The organism is Streptomyces sp. NPDC102514 (genome assembly GCF_055584525.1).
The window spans coordinates 450,100-470,279 of sequence record NZ_JBVJLW010000004.1 but is presented as its reverse complement, the minus strand read 5'-3'; the positions used below and the strand labels follow the sequence as shown (position 1 = coordinate 470,279).

Below are 20,180 nucleotides of genomic sequence, written 5' to 3'. Positions count from 1 at the left end.
AAGGAGGCCGAGTTGCTGGAGCGACTGAACGAGGCTCTGGAGCACATCGAGTCGCGTCTCGACCAGCAGGTCGAGGTGACCGAACTGGCACGGATCGCGATGACGTCGGAGTACCACTTCCGACGGCTGTTCTCCGCGCTGGCGGGGCTCCCGCTGTCCGAGTACATCCGGCGCAGGCGGCTCACCGTGGCGGGCGCCGAGGTGCTGGCCGGGGAGCGGACGCTGCTGGAGATCGCGGTGCGGTACGGCTACGGCTCGGGCGAGGCGTTCGCGCGGGCGTTCCGCGCGGTGCACGGCGTGGGCCCGGGCGAGGCCCGGAACACCGGCGCCACCCTGACCTCCCAGCCCCGGCTGTCCTTCCGTCTGGTCGTCGAGGGGAGCAGCAGCATGCGCTACAGGGTCGTACGGAGAGAGGCGTTCCAGGTGATGGGGAAGAGGATCAGGGTGCCGCTCGTCCACGAGGGGATGAACCCGGAGATCGCGGGGTTCATCCGGGGCCTCGCCCCGGAGACGCTGCAACGGATCACCGCGCTGTCCGGTGAGGAGCCGCGGGGGATCGTGGGGGTGAGCGACAACCTGGACCCGAGCAGGGCGGAGGGAACGGAACTGGACTACTACCACGCGGTGGTGACCGGCACCGGGACGACCGTCCCGGAGGACCTGGACTCCCTCACGGTCCCGCCGGGCACGTGGGCGGTCTTCGAGAGCACGGGCCCGTTCCCGCTGGCACTCCAGCACATGTGGCGGGACGTGTTCACCCAGTGGTTCCCGTCCAACCCGTACCGGAGCAGGCCGGGCCCGGAGATCCTCCGCACCCACCTGTCCGCGGACGGCACGGAGGCGGAAGCGGAACTGTGGATCCCGGTGGAGCGAACGACGGCCTGACGGCTCGACGGCTCGACGGCATTACGGCCTGACTGCGTCACGGCCTGACGGCCTGACGGGGCAGGTGCTCGACCCCTGGACGTCAGGCGTCGAGCACCTGTCCCGCCCGCTTCACGACGGGTTCTTCGACGCTCCACGGGAAGTTGATCCACTCATCGGTGCGCTTCCACACGTACTCGCACTTCACCAGGGACTGCGACTTCTCGTAGATGACCGCGGAGCGCACCTCGGCGACGGCGTCGACGCAGAAGTCGTGCACGAGCTTCAACGTCTTGCCGGTGTCGGCCACGTCGTCCGTGATCAGCACCTTCTTGTCGGAGAAGTCGATGGCGTTGGGGACGGGGGCGAGCATGACCGGCATGTCGAGAGTGGTCCCGACCCCCGTATAGAACTCCACATTCACGAGGTGGATGTTCTTGCAGTCGAGGGCGTAGGCGAGCCCGCCGGCCACGAAGACGCCGCCGCGGGCGATGCTGAGCACGATGTCGGGCTCGTACCCGTCGTCGGCGATGGTCTGGGCAAGCTCACGAACGGCGACCCCGAAGCGCTCGTACGTCAGGTTCTCCCGCACGCCGCTCACGTTCCCCTCGCTCCCGTTCCCCTCGCTCCCGCTCACACCTGGGTCCGATGGAAGTTGAGGAAGGAGCGGGAGGCGGTCGGGCCGCGCTGCCCCTGGTAGCGGGACCCGTAGCGGTCGCTGCCGTACGGGAACTCGGCCGGCGAGCTGAGCTGGAACATGCACAGCTGCCCGATCTTCATCCCCGGCCAGAGCTTGATGGGCAGGGTCGCGAGGTTGGACAGCTCAAGGGTCACGTGCCCGGAGAACCCGGGGTCGATGAACCCGGCGGTGGAGTGCGTGACGAGCCCGAGGCGCCCGAGCGAGCTCTTGCCCTCAAGCCGCGAGGCGAGGTCGTCGGGCAGGCTGATGACCTCGTACGTACTCGCCAGCACGAACTCCCCGGGGTGCAGGATGAACGGCTCGTCCCCCTCGGGCTCGACGAGCCGCGTCAGGTCCGCCTGCTCGACGGAGGGATCGATATGGGGGTAGCGGTGGTTCTCGAACACCCGGAAGTAGCGGTCGAGCCGCACATCGATGCTTGAGGGCTGCACCATGGATTCGTCGTAGGGGTCGATCCGCACTCGCCCGGCGTCGATCTCGGCCCGGATGTCCTTGTCAGAGAGAAGCACGCCCCGAGGATACGCAGAGCCCGCGGGCCCACCACAATCCGGTGATCGTGGCGGCCCCACGGGCTCCTGAACCACTGCGTAACTCGACCTGCTGACTTACTGACCTACTGGCTTATCGGACCTACTGGACCTACTGACCCACTGGCTGCCTGACCGCGTCGTTGCGGTCAGCGCTTCTCGAACTCCACGGGTACGACGTTGCGGAGCCGGGTGCAACGGGGACAACGGATCAGCCGGCCAGGACCGAGCCGATCGGCCTGCTGCATCGGAAGTGATGCGGTGCTGAATACGTGCCCCTCGGCACAACGGACGACGGTGCTGCGTTCCATCAAGTCCTCAGAGTCCCTTCCCCAAGAGCCGCGTCTGACTGAAGAGGAAGCCACATTACGGGATGAAAGGGACGGCCTTCCAGGCGGCACTCCGATCCCGCCTGACCCCTCTCCAGCTCCTCCACCGTACGCCTCAACTCCCGCGCCTCGCAGCCCCGTCCACCCCCCGAAACACCGCTGGGCCCCACGGCTTCAGCGCCGGGGGCCTGGCATGAGGTATGGTGAATCCGCGTTTCCGACACCGGCAAGAACGACACAAATCCGGCGTCTTACGCGGGTGTAGTTTAGTGGTAGAACATCAGCTTCCCAAGCTGAGAGTGCGAGTTCGATTCTCGTCACCCGCTCCACGCAAACCCCCAGGCCAGCAGCCCGGGGGTTTCTTGTTGTCCGGGCAGAACCCCCGGAAGGGGCGGGGCGTCTCCATTCGCTGTGCCAAGTGCGAGAAGGCCGGCACGGTTCATCTTGCCGGGCTCCGTCTCGTAGAACTCTTCCTTTGGTTCGCTCGGTGGGCAGCGAACCAGTACCCGTCAGAGACGGCCGTGTTCCGGGACGAGCTGCTCGCACTGATCGCACAGCACCAGGTCGATGCGTCGGCTCTCACGCAGCGAGCCATGCGCACCGCACCGTTCGCAGATGGCCTTGCTGCGGTCGGCGAAGGCATCGATGAGAGTCTGGAGGCGCTCGTCCTCGGCATCCGTCCAGTTGCCGCCGCGTCGCCGCGTTCGTGGGCGGGCCTGGAAGGACAAGACCGCCCATTTCTGCTTCACGGCCAGGATCTCGTACTCCGGGAATTCCGCGACAACCGCTTGGTGGCACTCAAGGACCAACTGCCGCCAGCCGGTTCCTACGTCGAACTGGTACGACGGGTCGCTCACGTGGTGCCTGAGCGGCGCCAGCACAGCGTCGGAATCCTGGGCCATCCAAGTCATTCCGCCCCCCTCAAGCAATAAATCCTCTTGATCCAACGGTTCTTGCCTCACGCCGCATGATCCCGAAGATCGTCCAGTCGGTCACCACCCTTCCGCGGGCGGCCCGACGACTCGGGTTCCGACCTGCGCCGCCAGCCACGCCGCTCGTGCGTCGTGGCCGGGTCGTGCGTGAATGAAGACGGTGTGCTCCGCTGCCCACTCGTCACAGTCGATCGAGTGGCTGTTGCACGCGACCTGCAGCTCGGCGTACTTGTACTCCTCGCTCAGCCCAAGCTCCGGGACAGCCGGCCACTTCAGGTCGTGCCACAGGACGTAGCACCTGGTGATGTGTGCCCAGGTGCTCAGAGCCTCGCTCGCCTGCACAAAGTCCGACACACCAAGCATGACGTTCGCGGTCGGTGCGGTGTGACCGTCCCCGTAAAAGCTGACCTGCGCCCCAGGGCGAGCCTCTGTCAGACGCCGGAGCACGTCGTCGTCGCGTGCCCAGGCGTCCAGATAGCAGCCGTCGGGCCTGTACCAGAACGCCGTCGCGAGCAGCTTCTGCGCGAGCGCCAATGCCTCGGCCAGATCTGTGGTCCGCAGCACGGGCCACGCACAAGTGTTCCCCACGACGGCATCCTGTCAGAACGATCACACTGCCTGCCGAGATATACGTGCCGCTACACCCGGTCCTGGAAGACGCAGTTCCATACGTGGGTGCCCGCGACCGTGCCGTCGGGGCGTATCGCCTGCAGGGTGTAGAAGTGCGTGGTGCCCCGCTCGGCGCTGGTGTCCGTGTATCTGCGGGTGTCCGGTGGCAGGAGGCCCTTGTGCAGGGGCTCGTACGTCTTCGTCGTGGGGTTCCAGCGGGTGATGCGGTAGCCCGCCACCGTGTCGCATTCGGTTGCCCTGGTGCAGTTCCAGCCGACGGACGGGCCGTCCTCGGTGGGGCCGCCGATCACGGTTCCGTTGGCTGTGGGGCCGAGTTCCCAGTTACGGGTGACCGTCACGGACGGCCTGACGTCCAGTTCGGTGGCCTCGACGGGGGTGACCTTCGGGTCGCTCGGGTGCAGGGCGTTGCCCCAGCGGTCCCTGGCGACGATCGCGTACACGTACGTCTCGCCGTCCGGCAGGTCGCCGCAGAGGACCGCGAGCGGGTCGCTCGTGCCCTCCCGGCAGTCGGCGGTACCGAGCCACTTGATCGTGCCGTCGGCCTGCCGGGTGCCTGTCCAGCCCACGTAGCGTTCGACGTCGTCCTCGGGTGAGGCCGTCCAGTTCAGCAGGATGCCGTCGGCGCGCGGGGTGGTTCGCACGCCGGTGACCGGGCCGGGCGCGACGCGGTCGCCGGTGCGGACGACGAGCGGGGCGGACAGGGCCGACTCGTTGCCGGCCGGGTCGACCGCCGCGACCGCGTACGTCACGTACGTGCCCGCGGGCATGTCCACGTCCTCGCAGACGCCGCCGGTGCTGGTCTCGTCGCTCTCCTCGGCGCAGGTCACGCGGGTGAGCGCGGCCGGGTCGAGGGTCCTGCCGGGCGAGCGGTAGACGCGGTACGTCCCGCCGTTGGAGAAGTCCTCATCGAAGCCGTCGGGCTGCTTCCAGTACACCTCGGTGTGGCCGACGCGCGCGATGGAGTCGAGGGAGACCGGGGACTTCGGCGGGGTGCGGTCGACGCCGTCACCGGTGACGGTGGCGTACGGCGACGGGTTGCCGAGCGCGTCGAGGGCGCGGACCCGGTAGTAACGGGTGGTGTTCACGGGCGCGTTGGCGCGGTACGTCGTCGTGGTCGTCGTGCCCAGCAGCTCGAACGGGCCGGTGGCCGTGGAGGCCGCGTGTATCTCGTACGTCGCGGCGTCGGCCGATCCCTGCCAGGCCAGGTTCGACCACCACGCGTCACCGGTGACCGTGAGAGCGGTCGGCGCCGCGGGGCCCGTACGGTCCACGGTCGTCACGGTGGCGTCGGAGCTGCCGGCCGACTCGCGGCCCGCCTTGTCGACGGCGCGGACCTCGTACAGGAAGGTCTGGCCCGTGGCCGGTGTCGCGTCCACGAAGGACAGGGAGGTGACCGGCGCCGTGCCGCTGACCTTCGCCCACGGGGCGGTGCCCAGCCGCCGGTACACGCGGTAACCGGCGAGGTCCATCTCCTTGTTCGCGGTCCAGCGCAGGGTCGTCTTGGTGGTGTCTTGGTCGTACGTGCCCTTGAATCCGGCCGGGGCGAGCGGTTTGACCGTGTCGACGGCGGCCTGCGTGCGCGGGGCGTACGTGAACGCGGCCTGGGCGGCGCCGGTCCAGGCGACGTAGTCCACGCGGAGCGTGTGCTTGCCGGCCGGGATGGTCAGGTCGACGGTCTTGCGGGCGGTGGTGGAGACGTTCTTCCACAGGTTGATCTTCCGTACGCCGTCGACGTAGACGCGCATGCCGTCCTGTGTGGCGGCGGAGAGCCGGAAGGGACCGCCGGAGCCGAAGTCCCGGGTGAGGGACCAGCGGACGGAGAAGTTGTCCTTGGGCAGCGTGACGCCGGGCGGGTCGCCGTGTCCGTAGTTCTCGGCGATGACGGAGTCGCAGGCGGTCAGCTTCGGGGTGCCGCTGAAGGCGGAGTTGCCGAAGTACTGCGCCTTCCAGAGGGGAGAGGCGCAGGTGACGGCTGCGGAGGCGGGGGTGGCGGTGAGCAGGCCGCCGACGGCGACGAGGGCGGCCGTCGCGGCCACCGCGGTCGGCCGGGTACGAGTCAGCACGGAGAGTGGGGCCCTTTCCGGACCTTGGGAAAGCACAGTGGTGAGTGACGCCTGTGTGACCTTCGAGGTGGGGGCAAGGTTGCCCTCACCTGCTGCCCTTTCGCGGCCCCCGCCTCGACTTGCCCAGCACTTGCCCTGTACATGCCCTGCGCATGCCCGGAATTGTGGCTTCCGTCACAGCGGATGGGATCTTGTCCTGGTGAGATCACCGGATGCTCGGTTTCCTCATCCGTCTCCTGCCGTTCTGGGTCCGTGAGCCCCTGCTCATCGTGCTCGGTTCCGTGTTCGGCGTACGGATCATGTATCTCGCCGTCCACGACCACGACTGGGCCGCGGCGGGTATCGGCACGGCGTTTCTCGTGATCACAGCGGTCAGTGTCCACAGGGTGGTCCGGGCTCTGCGGGCGCGCCGGAATCCGAGTGCGGCAGCCTCCGCGGGCGGGACCCCCGACACGGACGGGGCGGCGGTCGGTGCTGCGGTCCAGCCGCAGGCCCAGGCCCAGCCGCAAGCCCAGGTCCAGGTCCAGCCCGCGGCCCCGGCCCCGGCCCAGTCCCAGGCTCAACTCCACGCCGCAACCGGGTCGCATCCAGGGCCGGCCACTCCCGAGAAGGAGCCCAACGCCTGGGGGCAGGCCGCCGCGGCCGTGGCCGTGTTCGGGGCGATCGCGGTCGGGCTGTGGGCGCTGCCGCGCTACATACCGTCCACCGACAACACCCCGCCGCCGCCTTCCTGTTCGGACGGGTCGTCCCACGAGGAGCTTCCCAAGGCCTACAAGGGAACACCCCGGCCGGTGACCAGTGCAGAGCTGTGCGAGGCGCTCAACCGGCCCGACCTGGCCGAACTCCTCGGCACGCCGGGAGAGACCGTGACCTCCGTCTCCAGCACCGACAACACCGCTCCCCTGACGGACGAGAAGGTCGCCGCGCCGGAGGCGGCGGTCACGTTCGACACGTACACCGTGAATTTCTCGGCGACCTACAACAAGCTGTCGATCGACCAGTACGTGAAGCTGATGAAGTTCGGGGACGAGACGGACGTCAGGGCGCTCACGGTGCTCGGTCGGCCCGCGGTCCTCTCCTCGGCGCACACCATGAAGTTCGAGATCGATCTCGGAGGCAGCGCGTCCGGCGGGCCGGTCGAGGAAGGCCCCCTGGCCAGGTCGGTGACCGTGGCGCTGGACCACGACGACCGGGGCGGCTACTGCGACATCACGATATGGAGCACGTCCGGAACCCTCCCGACCGACAGCGTCCTCCTCGGCATCGCCGAAAGGGTCCTTCCGAAGATCCCCGAACGGTCCTGACGACGGCCCTGGCAACGGCACCGGCGCTGGCACTGGCACCGGCACCGATACGGCCACCGTGGCCGCTGTCCGCCAGCTCATCGGCTACGTCACGGCCCCCACGCGGCGGCTGCCGAAGCCGCGGCGGCCCAGCCACACGTATGCCCCCATGGCCAACGAGGCTCGCGCCATGAAGTCTGCCCACAGCCAGAGGAGTTGGGTGGTGGGGGACGTTCCCCAGGCTGCCCACAGGAGGGCGGTCGTGAGGGCGGCCGTCGTCGCCAGGACGAGTGCGTAGCCCACGGCCGCCGTGCGGTGTCGGCCGAGCCATGTGCCCAGCAGGCCCGCGGGGATCTGCACCGTCACATGGAAGCCCACACAGCTGAGCAGGACCGCCAGGTGGATCATGAACGGCGGCACGTCCGCCGAGGGATCGCTAGCCGGGGCGGCGCCGTACGCGTCCAGCGCCCAGGCCGGTGGCACGACGAAGGTGAGCAGCAGCAGCGCCCCGCTCAGATGCATCGCCGCAAGTTGTGCTGCCGCCCGGCCCGGCGTCCGACTCCCAGGCCCTGAACCGCCGCCCTCTGTACTCACGCTCGGGCCCCTCGATCTCTCCCGCACCATCCAGCACCGCGGCATCCCGCACCGCGGCATCCCGCACCGCCGCGTCCCGCACCGCCGCGTCCCGCACCGCCGCATCGCGGAACCGCCGCGTCGCGGGATCAACAAGCACAGTACGCGTGTCACCACCGGGACGGATGGGGCCCCCGATGAAGTAATTCCGGCTGTCGGACGGCCAGTTGTCCGCGTACCTCTTCGGGATTGTCCTTGATCCGTAACGGGGGCGTCCGGACGGCTTTGTTCCTCGTACTGTTCTGAATGTCGCCGGGTGACCGGGGAGTTGGTGGGTAACTTCGGGGGAGCGGGGCGGATATGGCGCGGCACAGTGGCGGACGCGGCTGGTACAGCAAGGTGCTCGGCGCGGCGCTCGGGGTGGCGATCGCCGCCACCGGTGCCTCGATCTGGACCGCGCAGGCCGGGGTCGTGGGCGGTTCGTCGAAGCCGGCCGCTTCGGAGACCGCCGTCAAGCCGGTCGCGGAGACCATCGTGCACGCCTCCGACAAGGGCGCGCGCGGAGTCAACATCACCATCGACGACGGCCCCGACCCCGTCTGGACCCCGCAGATGCTCGACGTGCTGCGGGAGAACGGCGTGAAGGCCACGTTCTGCATGGTGGGTACGCAGGCCGAGGCGCACCCCGATCTCGTGAAGAAGGTCGTCGCGGCCGGTCACCGGCTCTGCGACCACTCGGTGTCGCACGACACCACCATGGACAAGCAGTCCCCGGCCTACCAGAAGCAGCAGATCCTCGACGCCGAGCGAATGATCACCAAGGCGTCCGGGGGTGTACGGCCGATGTACTACCGGGCGCCGGGCGGTGCGTTCACCCCGTACAGCCGCAAGCTCGCCGCCTCCCACGGGATGCGTCCGCTGGGCTGGAACGTGGACACCAAGGACTTCGAGGGTCCGAGCGCGGCCACCATGGTCGCCACCGTCGAGCAGGAACTCCCCGACGGGCCGACGATCCTCTTCCACGACGCGGGCGGCGACCGCTCCCAGACCGTCGAGGCCCTGCGCCAGATCCTCCCCCAGCTCAAGGCGGAGGGTCACACCTTCGGGTTCCCTGTGCACTGAGCACCGTGCACTGAGCACCCGTGCGCTGACCGATCTCCCCTTGACGGGCCGTGGCCCGTCAAGGGGAGTGGCGTCAGCGCACGTCCACGTAGTCGCCCGTCGCGTTGGCCGCGGCCGTCGTCGACGTGGCGGTGAAGCCGTAGCGCCAGTAGCCGTCCGTGGCCGCCTTCACCGTGGTCCTCAGGTTTCCGGAGCTGTCCGTGGTGACCGTCTTCACGGTCGTGTACGCGGACGTCCCCTTCTTGCGGAACTGCAGTGTCACCTTCTGGGCCGAGTAGCCGTGGTAGCCGCCGCTCGTCTCCCAGTCCACCCGGGACAGCTTGCCCGTGACGGTCAGAGTCTTGCCCTTGGCCACCGGCTCGGGAGCCGCGTTGGCCGTCAGCTTCGCGTCACGCAGCAGGGCGACCGTCTTCGCCGCGTGTGCGTCGGCGTGGCCCTTGCCGTCCGCCGACTCCGCCCACGCCGCCAGCTTCCACGTACCGGCGAGTGCGTTGCGCCCGAGTGTCCGGCGCGGCTGGATGTAGGCGAACTGCGCCTCGCAGGTGGAAGTGGTCGTGCCGACCTTCGTGCAGGTCGCGGCCCAGGAGCCGTGGAGGACGGCGTCGGGGGTGTCGTACGAGCCCTTGTACAGGTACATGTCTCCGCCGGCGATCCCCGACGGGTCGGTGGCGGTGAACTTCGCCGTGAACTCCTGCAGCGGCTGGTCGGTCAGTTCGACCGCCTTGCCCCCGTTCACCACGACGTTCGAGATGCGGGTCGCGCCCACCGTCTCGTCGCCCTGCGGGGCCGGGCCCGCGAACGCCCGGGTGAGGGTGCGCCGCAGGACGCCGCCCTGGTCGTCGGCGGCGGTGACGCGCAGCGAGACGAAGGAGGCCGTCGCGGGGACGTCGACCGTCGCCGAGCCGTCCGCCGCGAGCGCCGCGTCCGTCCAGGTCGCGCCGTCGTCCGTGGAGAAGGCGAGCCCGGTGACGCGGGTGTTCGCCTGCGAGGCGTCCGTGCCGCGGGTCGTCGCGCTCGCCTCGACCCGTACGGGACCGGCGGCGGTCGCGCGGCCGTAGCCGTTCAGCGCCGGGACGGTCAACCGGGTGTCGATGAGCGGGAGTTCGCGGCCCTCCGCGTACTGCGAGCGGAACGTCCACTCGTTGCGCACGTCCGTGGACAGCCGGGCGTACGGGACACGGCGGTGGACGCGCTGGTCGAGGGTGTACGTCCCCTGCAGCGACTCCAGATTCCGGGTCGAGAGCGTGTCGTAGGCGTCGAGGCCGTCGGCCTGGGCGTGGACGACACCGTCCGAGGACCTGAGTTTGTACGAGTACGTCGCGCGGCCGTCGGTTCCCGGGTGGCCGGCCGCGTCGCTGAAGGTGTTCGGCTCGTACAGCCAGATCTTGTCGAAGTTGCGCTGCGAGCCGCCTCCTTCACGGCGGAGCGGCTGGGCGGGCGTCGCGCCCAGGGTCTCGCCCGCGGCGGTTCCCGCGGACAGCCTGCGGTCCGGGAGGCTCAGGGTCGACTCGCCCGTGCCGTACGACAGCAGGCGGCCGTAGGTGATTCCGGCGGTGGCGTACTCGGTGACGGAACCGGCGACGGGCACCGCGGAGCCGATGTAGACGCCCGTCCACTCACCGAAGGACGGCACGCTCTGCAGGGAGGCGGTCGTCCGCGTGCCCGGGGCGGCCACCTTCGTGACGGTCTTCGCCAGGGAGGACGCGGCGACCGTCTTGACGGGCGTGGCGGGCACACTGCCGGTGAAGCTGTGCGTGAGGTCGTAGCGGTAGGGGCTCGGCACGTTCGCCGAGGCGCCCTTCTTGCCCAGCACCTCGTGCAGGCGCAGCGAGACACCGCTCAGCGAGAACGGGGTGACGTACACCTTGTCGGCCCCCGAGCCCGCGAAGCCCGCCAGGTCGCCGCCCGGGACGCTGATCCACACGGCGGACGCCTCACGGGTGGCCGTGGTGTCGTCGGTGCGGATCGCGGTCTCCTTGGCCGCGCGCTGGTCGAAGCTGACCGTCTTCGCCGCCGCACCGACCGTGAAGCTGCTGGTGAGCAGGTAGCTCGGCTCCATCCAGTCGTTGTGCAGCGCGACCGAGAAGTAGTCGCCCGGCGGCAGCTTCACGGTCGACGAGTCTCCGGTGCCGGTGCCGGGAACGGCGTACGACGTCCAGGTCCTGCGGTTCCAGACGTAGAACTGCTTGGACCGTACGTCGGCGTTCGTGATGCGCAGCTTGACCGAGTACGTCGCCGAGGCCGCCTTCGCCGACGTGGTGACGGCGGTCGTGGTGGCAGCACCCGTGGTGACGGCAGTCGTGGTGACGGCGGTCGTGGCGGTGGTCGTGGCGGCGCGCCGGGTGCCGTCCGCCTTCGTCGGCAACGGGAGCGTCGCGGTCGTACCGTCGGAGGCCGACGTCCCGGTCGGCCGTACGGACACCGTGCCGTTCAGTGACGCCACGGAGTAGCGGGCTCCCCGGGCACCGGCCTGCGCGCCCGACGTCACCCGGACGTCCCGTCCGTCGACGAGTTCGGCGCGGCCGTCGTCACCCAGCCCGGCACTCGGCCCGGCACTCCCTCCGGTGCTCCGCCCGGTGCGGAGTTCACCGCCCTTACCCTCGTCCTCCGCCGGCGAGACCACTCCCACTGTCGCCCGCCCACCGTCCGAAGCCGTCGCCGTCGCCGCGAGCGTCGGCGTGGGCGCGAGCGTCGGCGTGGGCGCGAGCGTCGGCGTGGGCGCGAGCGTCGGCGTGGGCGCGAGCAGCGCCGAGGCGGTCAGTGCCGCCCCGCACAGCCCCGCCGCCGTGGATCTTCGAAACCGCCGTGCGTGAAAATCGGACATCGATGGCCCCCTGATGTTTCCACTTGAACGTCCCCTGGGACCGTCCCCGGCACAGCTGTCACGGGCGACGGTCAGCACACTCTAAATGGTGGTGTGCCGGCGTTCCGTCCGGCGTTCCAGGCAGGTCACATTTCCGCAGGTCAGGGCCCGTTTTGGCATTCCAGCGTCCCGTAATTCCCGGTGGAGTGGCGGATGGGACGGCGGGCGGCACAAGGTGGGGTCGTTCCCAGTACGGCGCCTCGCCGCGGACCACCCGCCGGGTGTGTGTCACCCACCCGATGTTCAGAGAAAGCAGTCCACCCATGCGTAAGAGCACTCGCCCCTTCTCCCGTACGGCCGCCTCCTCCCTCGGCGTCGCCGCCCTCGCGCTCGTCGGGTTCCAGGCGACCGGGCAGACCGCCTCCGCCACCACGGCCGGGACCGCGACCGCCAAGGCGTCCTCGATCGCCACCTGCACGACGGCGAACACGGAGGTGACCGTCGGCGCGGTGTCCCGGCCGATCAACCACCTGCTGCTGAAGGCCACCAACACCGGCACGAAGCCCTGCTACGCCTACAGCGCCCCCTTCCTGCGGGCCGGTGCCGACGCGCAGGCCCCGCTGCAGTGGGTCGAGGACAGCACTCCGCAGTCCGTGCTGGTGCTGGAGCCCGGCCGGTCCGCGTACGCCGGCATCCTGACGTACTCCCCCGACGGTGAGGGCGGCAGCCAGGTGAAGGACCTCGGGGTGATCTTCACCGACAGGAAGGGCCACGCGACCGCCACGGAGAAGACCGTGAAGCTGCCGGGCGGCGGTTCCTTCTTCAACAGCGCTGCCGCCGTCACGTACTGGCAGGACAACGCGGCGGACGCCCTCGTCTGGTGATCCAGGGGGCTCCCGTGATCATGTCACCGGTCTGTGACAGCGCTGTCCTGGTACGACGGCGGCGGGATCCCTTCGTCTCTCAGCACCCTCATAGTGATCGAGCGAGCAAGGACCGGGGGCCGGGACCGCCAAGGACCCGGCCGCCCCGGCCGCACCTGCCGCCCTCTCCCACCACACCTCACGCAAAGGAACTTCATGTCTGGCAACCGTCGCAGGGCCTTCCTCGTCTCCGCCGTCGTCGTGGGCAGCGCCCTGCTGATGACCGCGTGCCAGGACACCGACGGCAAGGCCAAGGACAGTGGCGCCGGGTCGAGTTCCTCCTCCGCCGGTTCGGCGGACGACAAGGGCACACCGTCCGGCTCGCCGGGTGCGGGCGGCGACCAGGCCGCGGACAAGAACAAGGGCTCCGACGCGAGCAAGGGGTCCGGGAAGACGGACGGCTCCGGCGTCGACACCGGTGACGGTACGCGGGAGAAGGTCGAACAGAGCTGCGGCGCCAACGACATCGCCTGGTCCACCAGGTCCGAGAGCCAGGCCGGCGGATACGTCCTGATCATGGCGAAGGCGAAGCCGGGGATCACCTGCTGGCTGCCCGCCGAGCTGCCGACCGTGGCGTTCGGGTCCGACGGCACCGAGGCGGGGCCCGCGGAGCAGAGCGTCGGCGAGCCGGTCAAGCTGAGCGGGAACGTCACCGCGTACGCCGGCGTGAACCCCAAGACCACCGGCGCAGACGGCGGCAAGGAGCTGGAGAGCATCATCGTCGCCGTCGGCAACGAGGACCCCGACCCGGTGAGCCTGCCGGTCGACACCATCACCGTCGACGAGCCGATCGTCACCAACTGGCACACCTCCCCCACGGATGCCGTTCCCTTCGGCTGACCGGACCGCGCGGGCGACGTTCTGAGTCGATGTGCCGTCGCGGCCCGTTCTTCACAGTGCAGGACGTATTCGACCCAGGAGTCTGTGATGAGCACCAGGACAGGACCCCAGCGATACCCCTCCGCGAGCCGTGCCAACTGGTACCAGGACGATTTCGGCGGTGACCCGATGGAGGTCAACGTCGTCGTCCTGCACACCACGGAGGGTTCCACCCTGCCCGGTTACGGGGGTGGCGCCTCCGCGCCGAACCTGACCGCGGTTCCCGACCTCGCCGCCAAGAAGCTGAAGTGGTACCAGCACTTCGACATCGAGACCTCCTCCCGCGCACTGGTCAATCTGTCCGGCGGAGTCGAGACGAACACCCTGAACGTGTGCCAGGTCGAACTGGTCGGCACCTGCGACCCGGCCACGCACGCGAAGTGGAAGACGGCGGGCCGGGCGCACGTCTACTGGCCGGACGCGCCCGACTGGGCCCTGCAGGCGGTCTCCCGCTTCCTGGCCTGGATGCACGAGGAGCACGGCGTACCGCTGTCCGGCCCGAAGTCGTGGCCCGCGTACCCCGGTTCGTACGCGAACGGTGGCGGTCAGCGGATGTCGGGCGCGAAGTGGACGGCCTTCAAGGGCGTCTGCGGGCACATGCACGTGCCGGAGAACGTCCACGGCGACCCCGGCGCGATCGACTTCGCCAGGATCCTCAAGTACGCGAAGGCCGAACTGGACGTCGACGACGACACCCCGGGGACGACCACGCCCACCGTCCCCGCCTTCCCCGGGCGCAAGTACTTCGGGACCGGGACGTCGAACGCGTACGTGCTGCAGCTCGGCAAGCAGCTGGTGAAGCGCGGCTTCGGCGACCACTACAAGGTCGGCCCGAGCAGGACGTGGGGCGAGGCGGACCGGCTGAACGTGCGCGACTTCCAGAAGTCGCGCAAGGAACTGCGCGGCGACGCCGACGGCATCCCCGGCCCCCTGACCTGGCGCCTGCTGTTCTCCTGAGCAGCCACCCGGCGGGCGGGAATTGTCAGACAGGCCCTAGTGGGCGGGTGTGCCGCCGGGACGGATCAGGCCCGTCTCGTACGCCAGGATCGTCGCCTGCACCCGGTCCCGCAGCCCCAGCTTGGTGAGCAGGGCGTTGACATGGGTCTTCACGGTTCCGGTGGTCACGCCGAGGGCCGCCGCGATCTCCGCGTTGGCCAGGCCCGCGGCGATGTGGAGCAGTACTTCCCTTTCGCGCGGGGTGAGTTGTCCGAGTGCGCCGGTGACGGCGGGCGGCGGGGGCGCGCCCTGCGCGAAGGTGTCGATCAGGCGGCGGGTGACGGCCGGGGCGAGGATGCCCTCGCCGGAGGCGACGACGCGCAGGGCGGACAGGAGTTCCTCGGGCTGGGCGTCCTTGAGGAGGAAGCCCGAGGCTCCGGCCCGCAGCGCCTCGTACACGTACGCGTCGAGGTCGAAGGTGGTGAGGACCAGGACCCGGGGTCCGGGCCTGAGCGCGGTGATGAAACGGGTCGCGGTCAGGCCGTCCATGCCGGGCATCCGGATGTCCATCAGGACCAGGTCGGGGGCCTCGCTGGTGGCCAGCTCCACGGCGGTCGCCCCGTCCCCGGCCTCGCCGACGACGGTCAGGTCGGGTTCGGCGTCGACGATGGCGGCGAACCCGGCGCGGACCACCGCCTGGTCGTCGACGACCATCACACGTGTGGCGACGGGGACACCTCCTGGGACGGGGCCGGGACCGGCTCCGGGCCGGGTCCGGCCGCCAGCGGCAGCGACACCCGTACGGTACCGGCAGGTTCGAGGGTGAGACGGGCCCCGACGGCGGTGGCCCCCGCGCGCAGGCGGTCCGCGGCCGGGCCGTGCACCGCCAGGCGTACGCCGCTGATCGTGAGGTGGAGTGCTCTGCGGCGCCGCCGCAGCCGCACCCGGGCGGGCCCGCGGTCACCGGCGCCGAGTGCCGCCTCCACCAGCCGGTACGCCGTCAGCGCCACCGGCTCCGGCAGCCCCGCGGCGGATGCGGGGCGCCCGCGCACGGTCACCTGCCGTCCGGCGAGGGCCGCCGTCCGGCACAGCGCGTCGAGGGCGAGGGGGAGGTCGGGGGCGGGCGCGTGGGCCTGTTGCCGGGCAGGTCCCGGCAGTTCGCCGTTCATCTCGTGGAGCAGTTCCCGCATGGCCTTGAGCGTGGCGCGGGCCTCGGTGGCCACCTCGTCCAGCTCTCCCCCGCGGGCGAGTTCGACGAGCGCCGAGGTGCGGTCGAGCACCGCGTCCCGCAGCCGTGCCGCCAGCAGGTACCGTTCGGCGCCCGCCGCGTGCTGGGCCTCCCAGCGGGAGATGCTGAGCGCGAGGTCGTCGCGGGCCACGGCCCGCAGGCGCCGGCCGCGGACGATCAGCCCGGCTCCCCAGGTCAGGGCGAACAGCAGCCCCAGCAGTATCCCGAGCGGCACGATGATCGCCGCCATGGTGAGCGGGGACGGCTTCTCGCCGACCAGCGTGCCGTCGGCGGCGGCGGTCACGGTCAGCGCGACGGCGCTCGCGCCCGCGGTCACGAACGGCGAGGGCCAGGTGTGGACGCCGCCACGGCCGTAGGCCCCCAGGGCGTACACGGCCAGGGCCTCGGTCAGCAGGCCGCCCGCGAGGAAGGGCGACGCCTGTCCGGACAGCGGGGTCGCCACGCAGGCCACCGGCCACAGCCAGGACGAGGTCAGGACCGCGGCGAGGACCGCCCAGGGCGCCCGGCGCCGCCACAGCAGCGGCAGCGCGTGCAGGGTGAGCAGCGCGGACACCAGGCCGATGTTCCACAGGCCGGTGGAGTCGTCGCGGTGGACCCAGTCCTCCGCGTCCGTCAGCAGGATGATCAGGGGGAGCACGGCCGCGGTGAAGGCGAGCGCGAGGTCCGCCAGCCGCTGCTCGCGCGGGAAGTCGCGCCGCCGCGGACGTACGCCGGGCTGCCGGGGCCCCGTGGTGTCGGGCAGCGTGGCGCGCACGCGCCAGCCTCCGTCGGGCCCGGGGCCCGCGGTCAGTTCCCCGCCGAGTGCCACCGCGCGTTCGCGCATGCCCGCGACGCCCCTGCCGGAGCCCATGTCCCCGAAGTCGGCCGTGCCGCGCGCGGCGGTGTTGTCCACGGTCAGCTCCAGCGTGCCGCCCGCCATGCCGCCCGCCGTTCCGGCCGCCGCCCCTGCCGTCGTCCCGGCCGTCCGGCGTACGGCGACCCGCAGAGCCGAACCGGGCGCGTACCGCAGGGCGTTGGTGAGGGCTTCGCGCACGATGCCGTGCACCGCCTCGGCGGCGGGTCCGGCGAGGTCGTCGGGGATCTCGACGGCGATCGGGCGGCCCAGGCGGCCGAATCCGGAGACGAGTTCCTGGATGCGTCCGGTCATCGGGCGGGCGTCGGCGGGGCCCGCCTCCCGCATCACCGCGACCAGCCGCTGGATCGCCGCCAGGGTCTCGCGGCCGGTCCGTTCGGCGAACTCCAGTGCCTCGGCGACGAGTTCGGGCCTGCGGTCGCCGAGTCTGCGGGCCGCGTCCACGGTGACCACGACCGAGGTCAGGTGGTGTGCGCTGACGTCGTGCAACTCCCGGGCGAGCCTGCCGCGTTCGGACTCCCCGGCCCGCCGCCTGCTCTCCTCCGCGCCGGCCAGCAGCCGGGCCGCCGCCTGCCGCCCCGCCAGCCGTTGCCGCCGCGCGAGCCCGAGGCCCACGCAGACGACGTACGTGACGGCCTGCAGGGTCAGCTGGGTGGCGAGCGCGGGGTGGAGTCCGACGCGTACGACCGCGAGCAGCCAGGACGAGCCGACGGCCGCGGCCAGGGCGCCCGCGGTGACCGCGGTGGGACGGCGGACGGCGACGGAGTAGAGGGCGACCGGCAGACCCAGGTCGGTGTACGCGTCGTACTCCAGGGTCTGGCCCAGGACCGAGGTCCCGAGGACCCACACCAGGGCCCGTACGGGCGCGCGTCGGCGCATGCTCAGCGCGACCGTCTCCACCACGACCGCGACGAGCACGCCGGCGACACCGGCCGGGCCCGGTGCGGGGGCGTCCAGAAGACCGGCCTCGTCCCCGATGCACAGCAGCATCACCTGCACGGCGGCGAGCAGCCCCGGAAGCGCCCAGTTCCGTGTCGCCTCCATGTCAGGTCGTCTCCATGTCGGGCACGAGCCTAGGGCCTGTCCGACAATTCCCGTCGTCGCCCGGAGGGCGGGCATTGTCAGACAGGCCCTAGGGCCCGCCGGTTTCTCCACCCCTGGGTAGAGGCCCCGGTCCTCCGCCGCGCCGACGACTCCCCGCTCGGCCGACGGAATGCTTGCGGGCATGGACATCACCACGCTCACCGTCGTGCTGAGCGCCGTCGTGGTCGTCGCGGCCGCGTTCCTCATCGCCTCCAACGAACCCCCGCTGTGGCTCTACGCGCTCGGCTGCGCGGGCTCCTGGCCGCTGAGCCACGTCCTGCTCGACGGGCCCGGCCGCACCGCCGGCCTCGGGGACGGTTCCGTCGGCGCGTGGGCCGTACGGCTCGCCGTCACCACCACCGTCACGGCCCTGCTGAGCTTCTTCGTCGACAAGGACCGCCGGGCCGGGGACACCGTCTGACGACCGGTCCCCGGCGCTCAGGCGAGTTCGGGCTGCGGGTCCAGGTGCGGCGCCGGCGCGGGCTTCGGCTCCCATGACGTCGTGGTCCGCACGTAGCCGTATATCACTGAGGCCATCGCCAGCAGGACGAGCGGTCCGAAGACCCACGGGTGGCGGGCCATCTCGGAGGGCAGGAAGCGGTACGCCACCAGGAGCCCGCCGAAGACGGTCGCGCCGTGGGCGGCGAGCCGGACCCCCGAGCGGTCCCAGCCGCGGTCGTACGCGCGCAGGGCCGCCTCTATCGTGAGGACGAACACCACGCCGGCGACGAGGTCCGCCCCGTAGTGGTAGCCGAATCCGAGCGTCGCGGCCAGCGTCGCGATCAGCCAGAACGCGCCCGCGAACCGTATGAGCCGCGGGCCCTTCCTGGAGTGGATGAAGATCGTGACGGCCCAGGCCGTGTGCAGGCTGGGCATGCAGTTGCGCGGGGTGATGCCGTCGAAGCCCATGGGCTGCGGGGCACCGATCGGCGGCGGCGTCCGCGGCCACAGATCGCCCACCGCCCACTGGACGCTGGACGGGGCGTTCTGCGCCCACACGCTGACCGACGCCCAGTGCTCGGCGCCGTTGCCGAAGGCGAAGACCGGTCCGACGACCGGGAAGATCATGTAGACGGCCGGTCCGAGGAGACCGATCACCAGGAACGTGCGCACCAGGTGATGGACCGGGAAGCGGCGCTCGGTCGCGACATTGCGCAGTTGGTACAGGGCGACGACGACCGCGGCGACCGCGAGCTGGCCGTAGACGAAGTCGAGGAGGCCGAAGCCGAACGGGCCGCTCGCGGTGACGAGCCTGCCCACCGGCCAGGAGAGGTTGCCCAGCGCGTGATCGGCGGTCGCCATGTACTGGTCGAGCACCATCGGGCGGGTCTTCGAGGTGATGAGCAGCCAGGTGTCACCGGTCTTGCGGCCGACCACGAGCAGCAGGCCCAGCCCGACGCCCTTCAGCAGCAGCACGCGTTCCGGTCCGGTGCGGCGGGTGAAGGCCATGACCGCGCAGCCGAGGATCACCCACAGCGCGCCGTTCCCGAAGGGGTGGCCGTCGGTGATCCTGATGTCGGCCGCCCACCGGACCAGCCAGAAGACGACGTCGATGCCGACCGCGGCACCGACCGCGACGAACCGCTGCCGCCAGGGGAGCACCACCAGCGTCAACGCCATGCTGGCGTAGAGCAGCCCCCCGGACTTGGGGGCGAAGACCACTTCTCGCACCTGGTTGGTGATCGGCCCCGGCAGGCCGTAGTGACGTGCGGCGATCTCCAGCGCGATCATGAACCCGAGGGCCGCCACACCCACCACGGCCCAGAGTCTCACCCGTCGCCGGCGCCACAGGGAGGGCGCGACGCCGGGGTCTATTCGGGCGGAGACCTGCGATTTTATAGGTTTCAAGTTTTTCAGTCGATTGAGTAGGTGTGGATTCGGTGGCTGTCGCTCAGGCCCGAGCGGGGCCTCTCAGCAGGGGAAGACGGGGGGATCGGCGTTCGGGTTCCGGTCTCACCCCCGACCGCTGTGCCGCAGCCGCGCCATCAGCAGGGCCCCGCCGACGCCGGCACCCACCGCTCCCACCGCTCCCACCGCCAGGAATCCGCCGGTCGAGCGCCACGACAGCACCGACCAGCGGGACTGCGCGGAGAACAGCGATCCCGTACTCAGCCATGAGCCGGTCGAGATCAGCGACAGGGACGAGCCGATCGAACCGACCGACAGGGCGCTCCCGATCGAACCGACGGACAGGGCCGAACCGACGGACCCCACGGACAGCACCGAGCCCACCGAGCCGATCGACAGCACGGAGTCCTGGGACCACAGCGACAGCACCGACCCGGCGGAACCGGCACCGGCGGAACCACGACCGACCGATCGTACGGACAGCTTTTTCATAGGGACATCTTGCCTGCCCGGTGCCCCTGCCCGGGAGATCCCGTACACGCTTACGTGCACGGCACATCCTTGCGAATTAACTTAGGTAAGG

Annotated in this window: 18 protein-coding genes and 1 tRNA gene; 8 read left to right on the top strand and 11 right to left on the bottom strand. The window is 70.6% G+C overall.

Annotated elements, in window-relative coordinates:
* Nucleotides 1–12 precede the first annotated feature (12 nt).
* Entirely contained in the window at nt 13–885 is an 873-nt protein-coding gene (locus ACZ60E_RS13435) for an AraC family transcriptional regulator (protein ID WP_469440162.1), read from the top strand.
* An 82-nt stretch (nt 886–967) separates the two neighbouring features.
* Here the strand turns inward: ACZ60E_RS13435 and ACZ60E_RS13430 are convergent, their stop codons facing one another.
* Both ACZ60E_RS13430 and dcd read right to left on the bottom strand, forming a co-directional pair.
* On the bottom strand, nt 968–1,465 hold the full coding sequence (locus ACZ60E_RS13430; RefSeq protein ID WP_469440160.1) for a phosphoribosyltransferase: 498 nt from the start codon (nt 1,463–1,465) through the stop codon (nt 968–970).
* Between the two features lie 32 nt (nt 1,466–1,497).
* A complete protein-coding gene (gene dcd / locus ACZ60E_RS13425) occupies nt 1,498–2,073 on the bottom strand; it encodes a dCTP deaminase (RefSeq protein ID WP_328495443.1) in 576 nt (191 codons plus the stop codon).
* Nucleotides 2,074–2,675: 602 nt separating this feature from the next.
* Here dcd and ACZ60E_RS13420 point away from each other — a divergent pair.
* Nucleotides 2,676–2,749: transfer RNA gene (locus ACZ60E_RS13420), tRNA-Gly, on the top strand.
* Between the two features lie 180 nt (nt 2,750–2,929).
* Here the strand turns inward: ACZ60E_RS13420 and ACZ60E_RS13415 are convergent.
* The 3 genes from ACZ60E_RS13415 to ACZ60E_RS13405 form a co-directional block, all read right to left on the bottom strand.
* Complete coding sequence (locus tag ACZ60E_RS13415) at nt 2,930–3,322, bottom strand: hypothetical protein (protein ID WP_469440158.1); 393 nt, start codon at nt 3,320–3,322, stop codon at nt 2,930–2,932.
* Between the two features lie 90 nt (nt 3,323–3,412).
* On the bottom strand, nt 3,413–3,940 hold the full coding sequence (locus ACZ60E_RS13410; RefSeq protein ID WP_469440156.1) for a hypothetical protein: 528 nt from the start codon (nt 3,938–3,940) through the stop codon (nt 3,413–3,415).
* Nucleotides 3,941–3,990: 50 nt separating this feature from the next.
* Nucleotides 3,991–6,045: a fibronectin type III domain-containing protein gene (locus tag ACZ60E_RS13405; RefSeq protein ID WP_469440154.1), complete on the bottom strand. Its 2,055-nt coding sequence runs from the start codon at nt 6,043–6,045 to the stop codon at nt 3,991–3,993.
* A 212-nt stretch (nt 6,046–6,257) separates the two neighbouring features.
* On the opposite strand from ACZ60E_RS13405, the gene ACZ60E_RS13400 reads away from it, so the two are divergent.
* Nucleotides 6,258–7,349: a DUF6215 domain-containing protein gene (locus tag ACZ60E_RS13400; protein ID WP_469440152.1), complete on the top strand. Its 1,092-nt coding sequence runs from the start codon at nt 6,258–6,260 to the stop codon at nt 7,347–7,349.
* An 84-nt stretch (nt 7,350–7,433) separates the two neighbouring features.
* Here ACZ60E_RS13400 and ACZ60E_RS13395 read toward each other — a convergent pair whose 3' ends face one another.
* Nucleotides 7,434–7,850 (bottom strand): hypothetical protein, encoded by a 417-nt coding sequence (locus ACZ60E_RS13395; RefSeq protein ID WP_469440150.1) that lies wholly within the window; start codon nt 7,848–7,850, stop codon nt 7,434–7,436.
* Nucleotides 7,851–8,261: 411 nt separating this feature from the next.
* On the opposite strand from ACZ60E_RS13395, the gene ACZ60E_RS13390 reads away from it, so the two are divergent.
* Nucleotides 8,262–9,023, top strand: a complete 762-nt coding sequence (locus ACZ60E_RS13390) for a polysaccharide deacetylase family protein (RefSeq protein WP_469440149.1) — start codon at nt 8,262–8,264, stop codon at nt 9,021–9,023.
* 73 nt (nt 9,024–9,096) lie between these two features.
* Here the strand turns inward: ACZ60E_RS13390 and ACZ60E_RS13385 are convergent, their stop codons facing one another.
* A complete protein-coding gene (locus ACZ60E_RS13385; protein WP_469440146.1) occupies nt 9,097–11,847 on the bottom strand; it encodes a hypothetical protein in 2,751 nt (916 codons plus the stop codon).
* 302 nt (nt 11,848–12,149) lie between these two features.
* Between ACZ60E_RS13385 and ACZ60E_RS13380 the strand changes: the two genes are divergently transcribed.
* From ACZ60E_RS13380 to ACZ60E_RS13370, 3 genes are all read left to right on the top strand, one after another.
* On the top strand, nt 12,150–12,710 hold the full coding sequence (locus tag ACZ60E_RS13380) for a DUF4232 domain-containing protein (RefSeq protein ID WP_469440145.1): 561 nt from the start codon (nt 12,150–12,152) through the stop codon (nt 12,708–12,710).
* Nucleotides 12,711–12,905: 195 nt separating this feature from the next.
* A complete protein-coding gene (locus ACZ60E_RS13375; protein ID WP_469440143.1) occupies nt 12,906–13,589 on the top strand; it encodes a DUF4232 domain-containing protein in 684 nt (227 codons plus the stop codon).
* 87 nt (nt 13,590–13,676) lie between these two features.
* Nucleotides 13,677–14,585: a peptidoglycan-binding protein gene (locus ACZ60E_RS13370; protein ID WP_469440142.1), complete on the top strand. Its 909-nt coding sequence runs from the start codon at nt 13,677–13,679 to the stop codon at nt 14,583–14,585.
* A 36-nt stretch (nt 14,586–14,621) separates the two neighbouring features.
* On the opposite strand, the gene ACZ60E_RS13365 is transcribed toward ACZ60E_RS13370, so the two are convergent.
* Nucleotides 14,622–15,278: a response regulator gene (locus ACZ60E_RS13365; protein ID WP_469440139.1), complete on the bottom strand. Its 657-nt coding sequence runs from the start codon at nt 15,276–15,278 to the stop codon at nt 14,622–14,624.
* Nucleotides 15,278–17,710: a sensor histidine kinase gene (locus tag ACZ60E_RS13360; RefSeq protein WP_469440138.1), complete on the bottom strand. Its 2,433-nt coding sequence runs from the start codon at nt 17,708–17,710 to the stop codon at nt 15,278–15,280. Before ACZ60E_RS13360 ends, ACZ60E_RS13365 begins: the two co-directional genes overlap by 1 nt.
* 181 nt (nt 17,711–17,891) lie before the next feature.
* On the opposite strand from ACZ60E_RS13360, the gene ACZ60E_RS13355 reads away from it, so the two are divergent.
* Complete coding sequence (locus ACZ60E_RS13355; RefSeq protein WP_469440136.1) at nt 17,892–18,170, top strand: hypothetical protein; 279 nt, start codon at nt 17,892–17,894, stop codon at nt 18,168–18,170.
* 17 nt (nt 18,171–18,187) lie between these two features.
* On the opposite strand, the gene ACZ60E_RS13350 is transcribed toward ACZ60E_RS13355, so the two are convergent.
* Nucleotides 18,188–19,507 carry a phosphatase PAP2 family protein gene (locus tag ACZ60E_RS13350; RefSeq protein ID WP_469440134.1) on the bottom strand — a complete coding sequence of 440 codons (1,320 nt, stop codon included), beginning with the start codon at nt 19,505–19,507 and terminating at the stop codon, nt 18,188–18,190.
* Nucleotides 19,508–19,702: 195 nt separating this feature from the next.
* Nucleotides 19,703–20,089 (bottom strand): hypothetical protein, encoded by a 387-nt coding sequence (locus ACZ60E_RS13345; protein WP_469440132.1) that lies wholly within the window; start codon nt 20,087–20,089, stop codon nt 19,703–19,705.
* Nucleotides 20,090–20,180 lie beyond the last annotated feature (91 nt).

What these genes read in the sequence shown, in the direction of transcription:
- ACZ60E_RS13375 (WP_469440143.1), top strand. Translation starts at nt 12,906, where the DNA reads ATGTCTGGCAACCGTCGCAGGGCCTTCCTCGTCTCCGCCGTCGTCGTG.
- ACZ60E_RS13380 (WP_469440145.1), top strand. Translation starts at nt 12,150, where the DNA reads ATGCGTAAGAGCACTCGCCCCTTCTCCCGTACGGCCGCCTCCTCCCTC.
- ACZ60E_RS13400 (WP_469440152.1), top strand. Translation starts at nt 6,258, where the DNA reads ATGCTCGGTTTCCTCATCCGTCTCCTGCCGTTCTGGGTCCGTGAGCCC.
- ACZ60E_RS13360 (WP_469440138.1), bottom strand. Translation starts at nt 17,710, where the DNA reads ATGGAGGCGACACGGAACTGGGCGCTTCCGGGGCTGCTCGCCGCCGTG.
- ACZ60E_RS13395 (WP_469440150.1), bottom strand. Translation starts at nt 7,850, where the DNA reads ATGCATCTGAGCGGGGCGCTGCTGCTGCTCACCTTCGTCGTGCCACCG.
- ACZ60E_RS13345 (WP_469440132.1), bottom strand. Translation starts at nt 20,089, where the DNA reads ATGAAAAAGCTGTCCGTACGATCGGTCGGTCGTGGTTCCGCCGGTGCC.
- ACZ60E_RS13355 (WP_469440136.1), top strand. Translation starts at nt 17,892, where the DNA reads ATGGACATCACCACGCTCACCGTCGTGCTGAGCGCCGTCGTGGTCGTC.
- ACZ60E_RS13370 (WP_469440142.1), top strand. Translation starts at nt 13,677, where the DNA reads ATGAGCACCAGGACAGGACCCCAGCGATACCCCTCCGCGAGCCGTGCC.
- ACZ60E_RS13365 (WP_469440139.1), bottom strand. Translation starts at nt 15,278, where the DNA reads ATGGTCGTCGACGACCAGGCGGTGGTCCGCGCCGGGTTCGCCGCCATC.
- ACZ60E_RS13415 (WP_469440158.1), bottom strand. Translation starts at nt 3,322, where the DNA reads ATGGCCCAGGATTCCGACGCTGTGCTGGCGCCGCTCAGGCACCACGTG.
- ACZ60E_RS13390 (WP_469440149.1), top strand. Translation starts at nt 8,262, where the DNA reads ATGGCGCGGCACAGTGGCGGACGCGGCTGGTACAGCAAGGTGCTCGGC.
- ACZ60E_RS13385 (WP_469440146.1), bottom strand. Translation starts at nt 11,847, where the DNA reads ATGTCCGATTTTCACGCACGGCGGTTTCGAAGATCCACGGCGGCGGGG.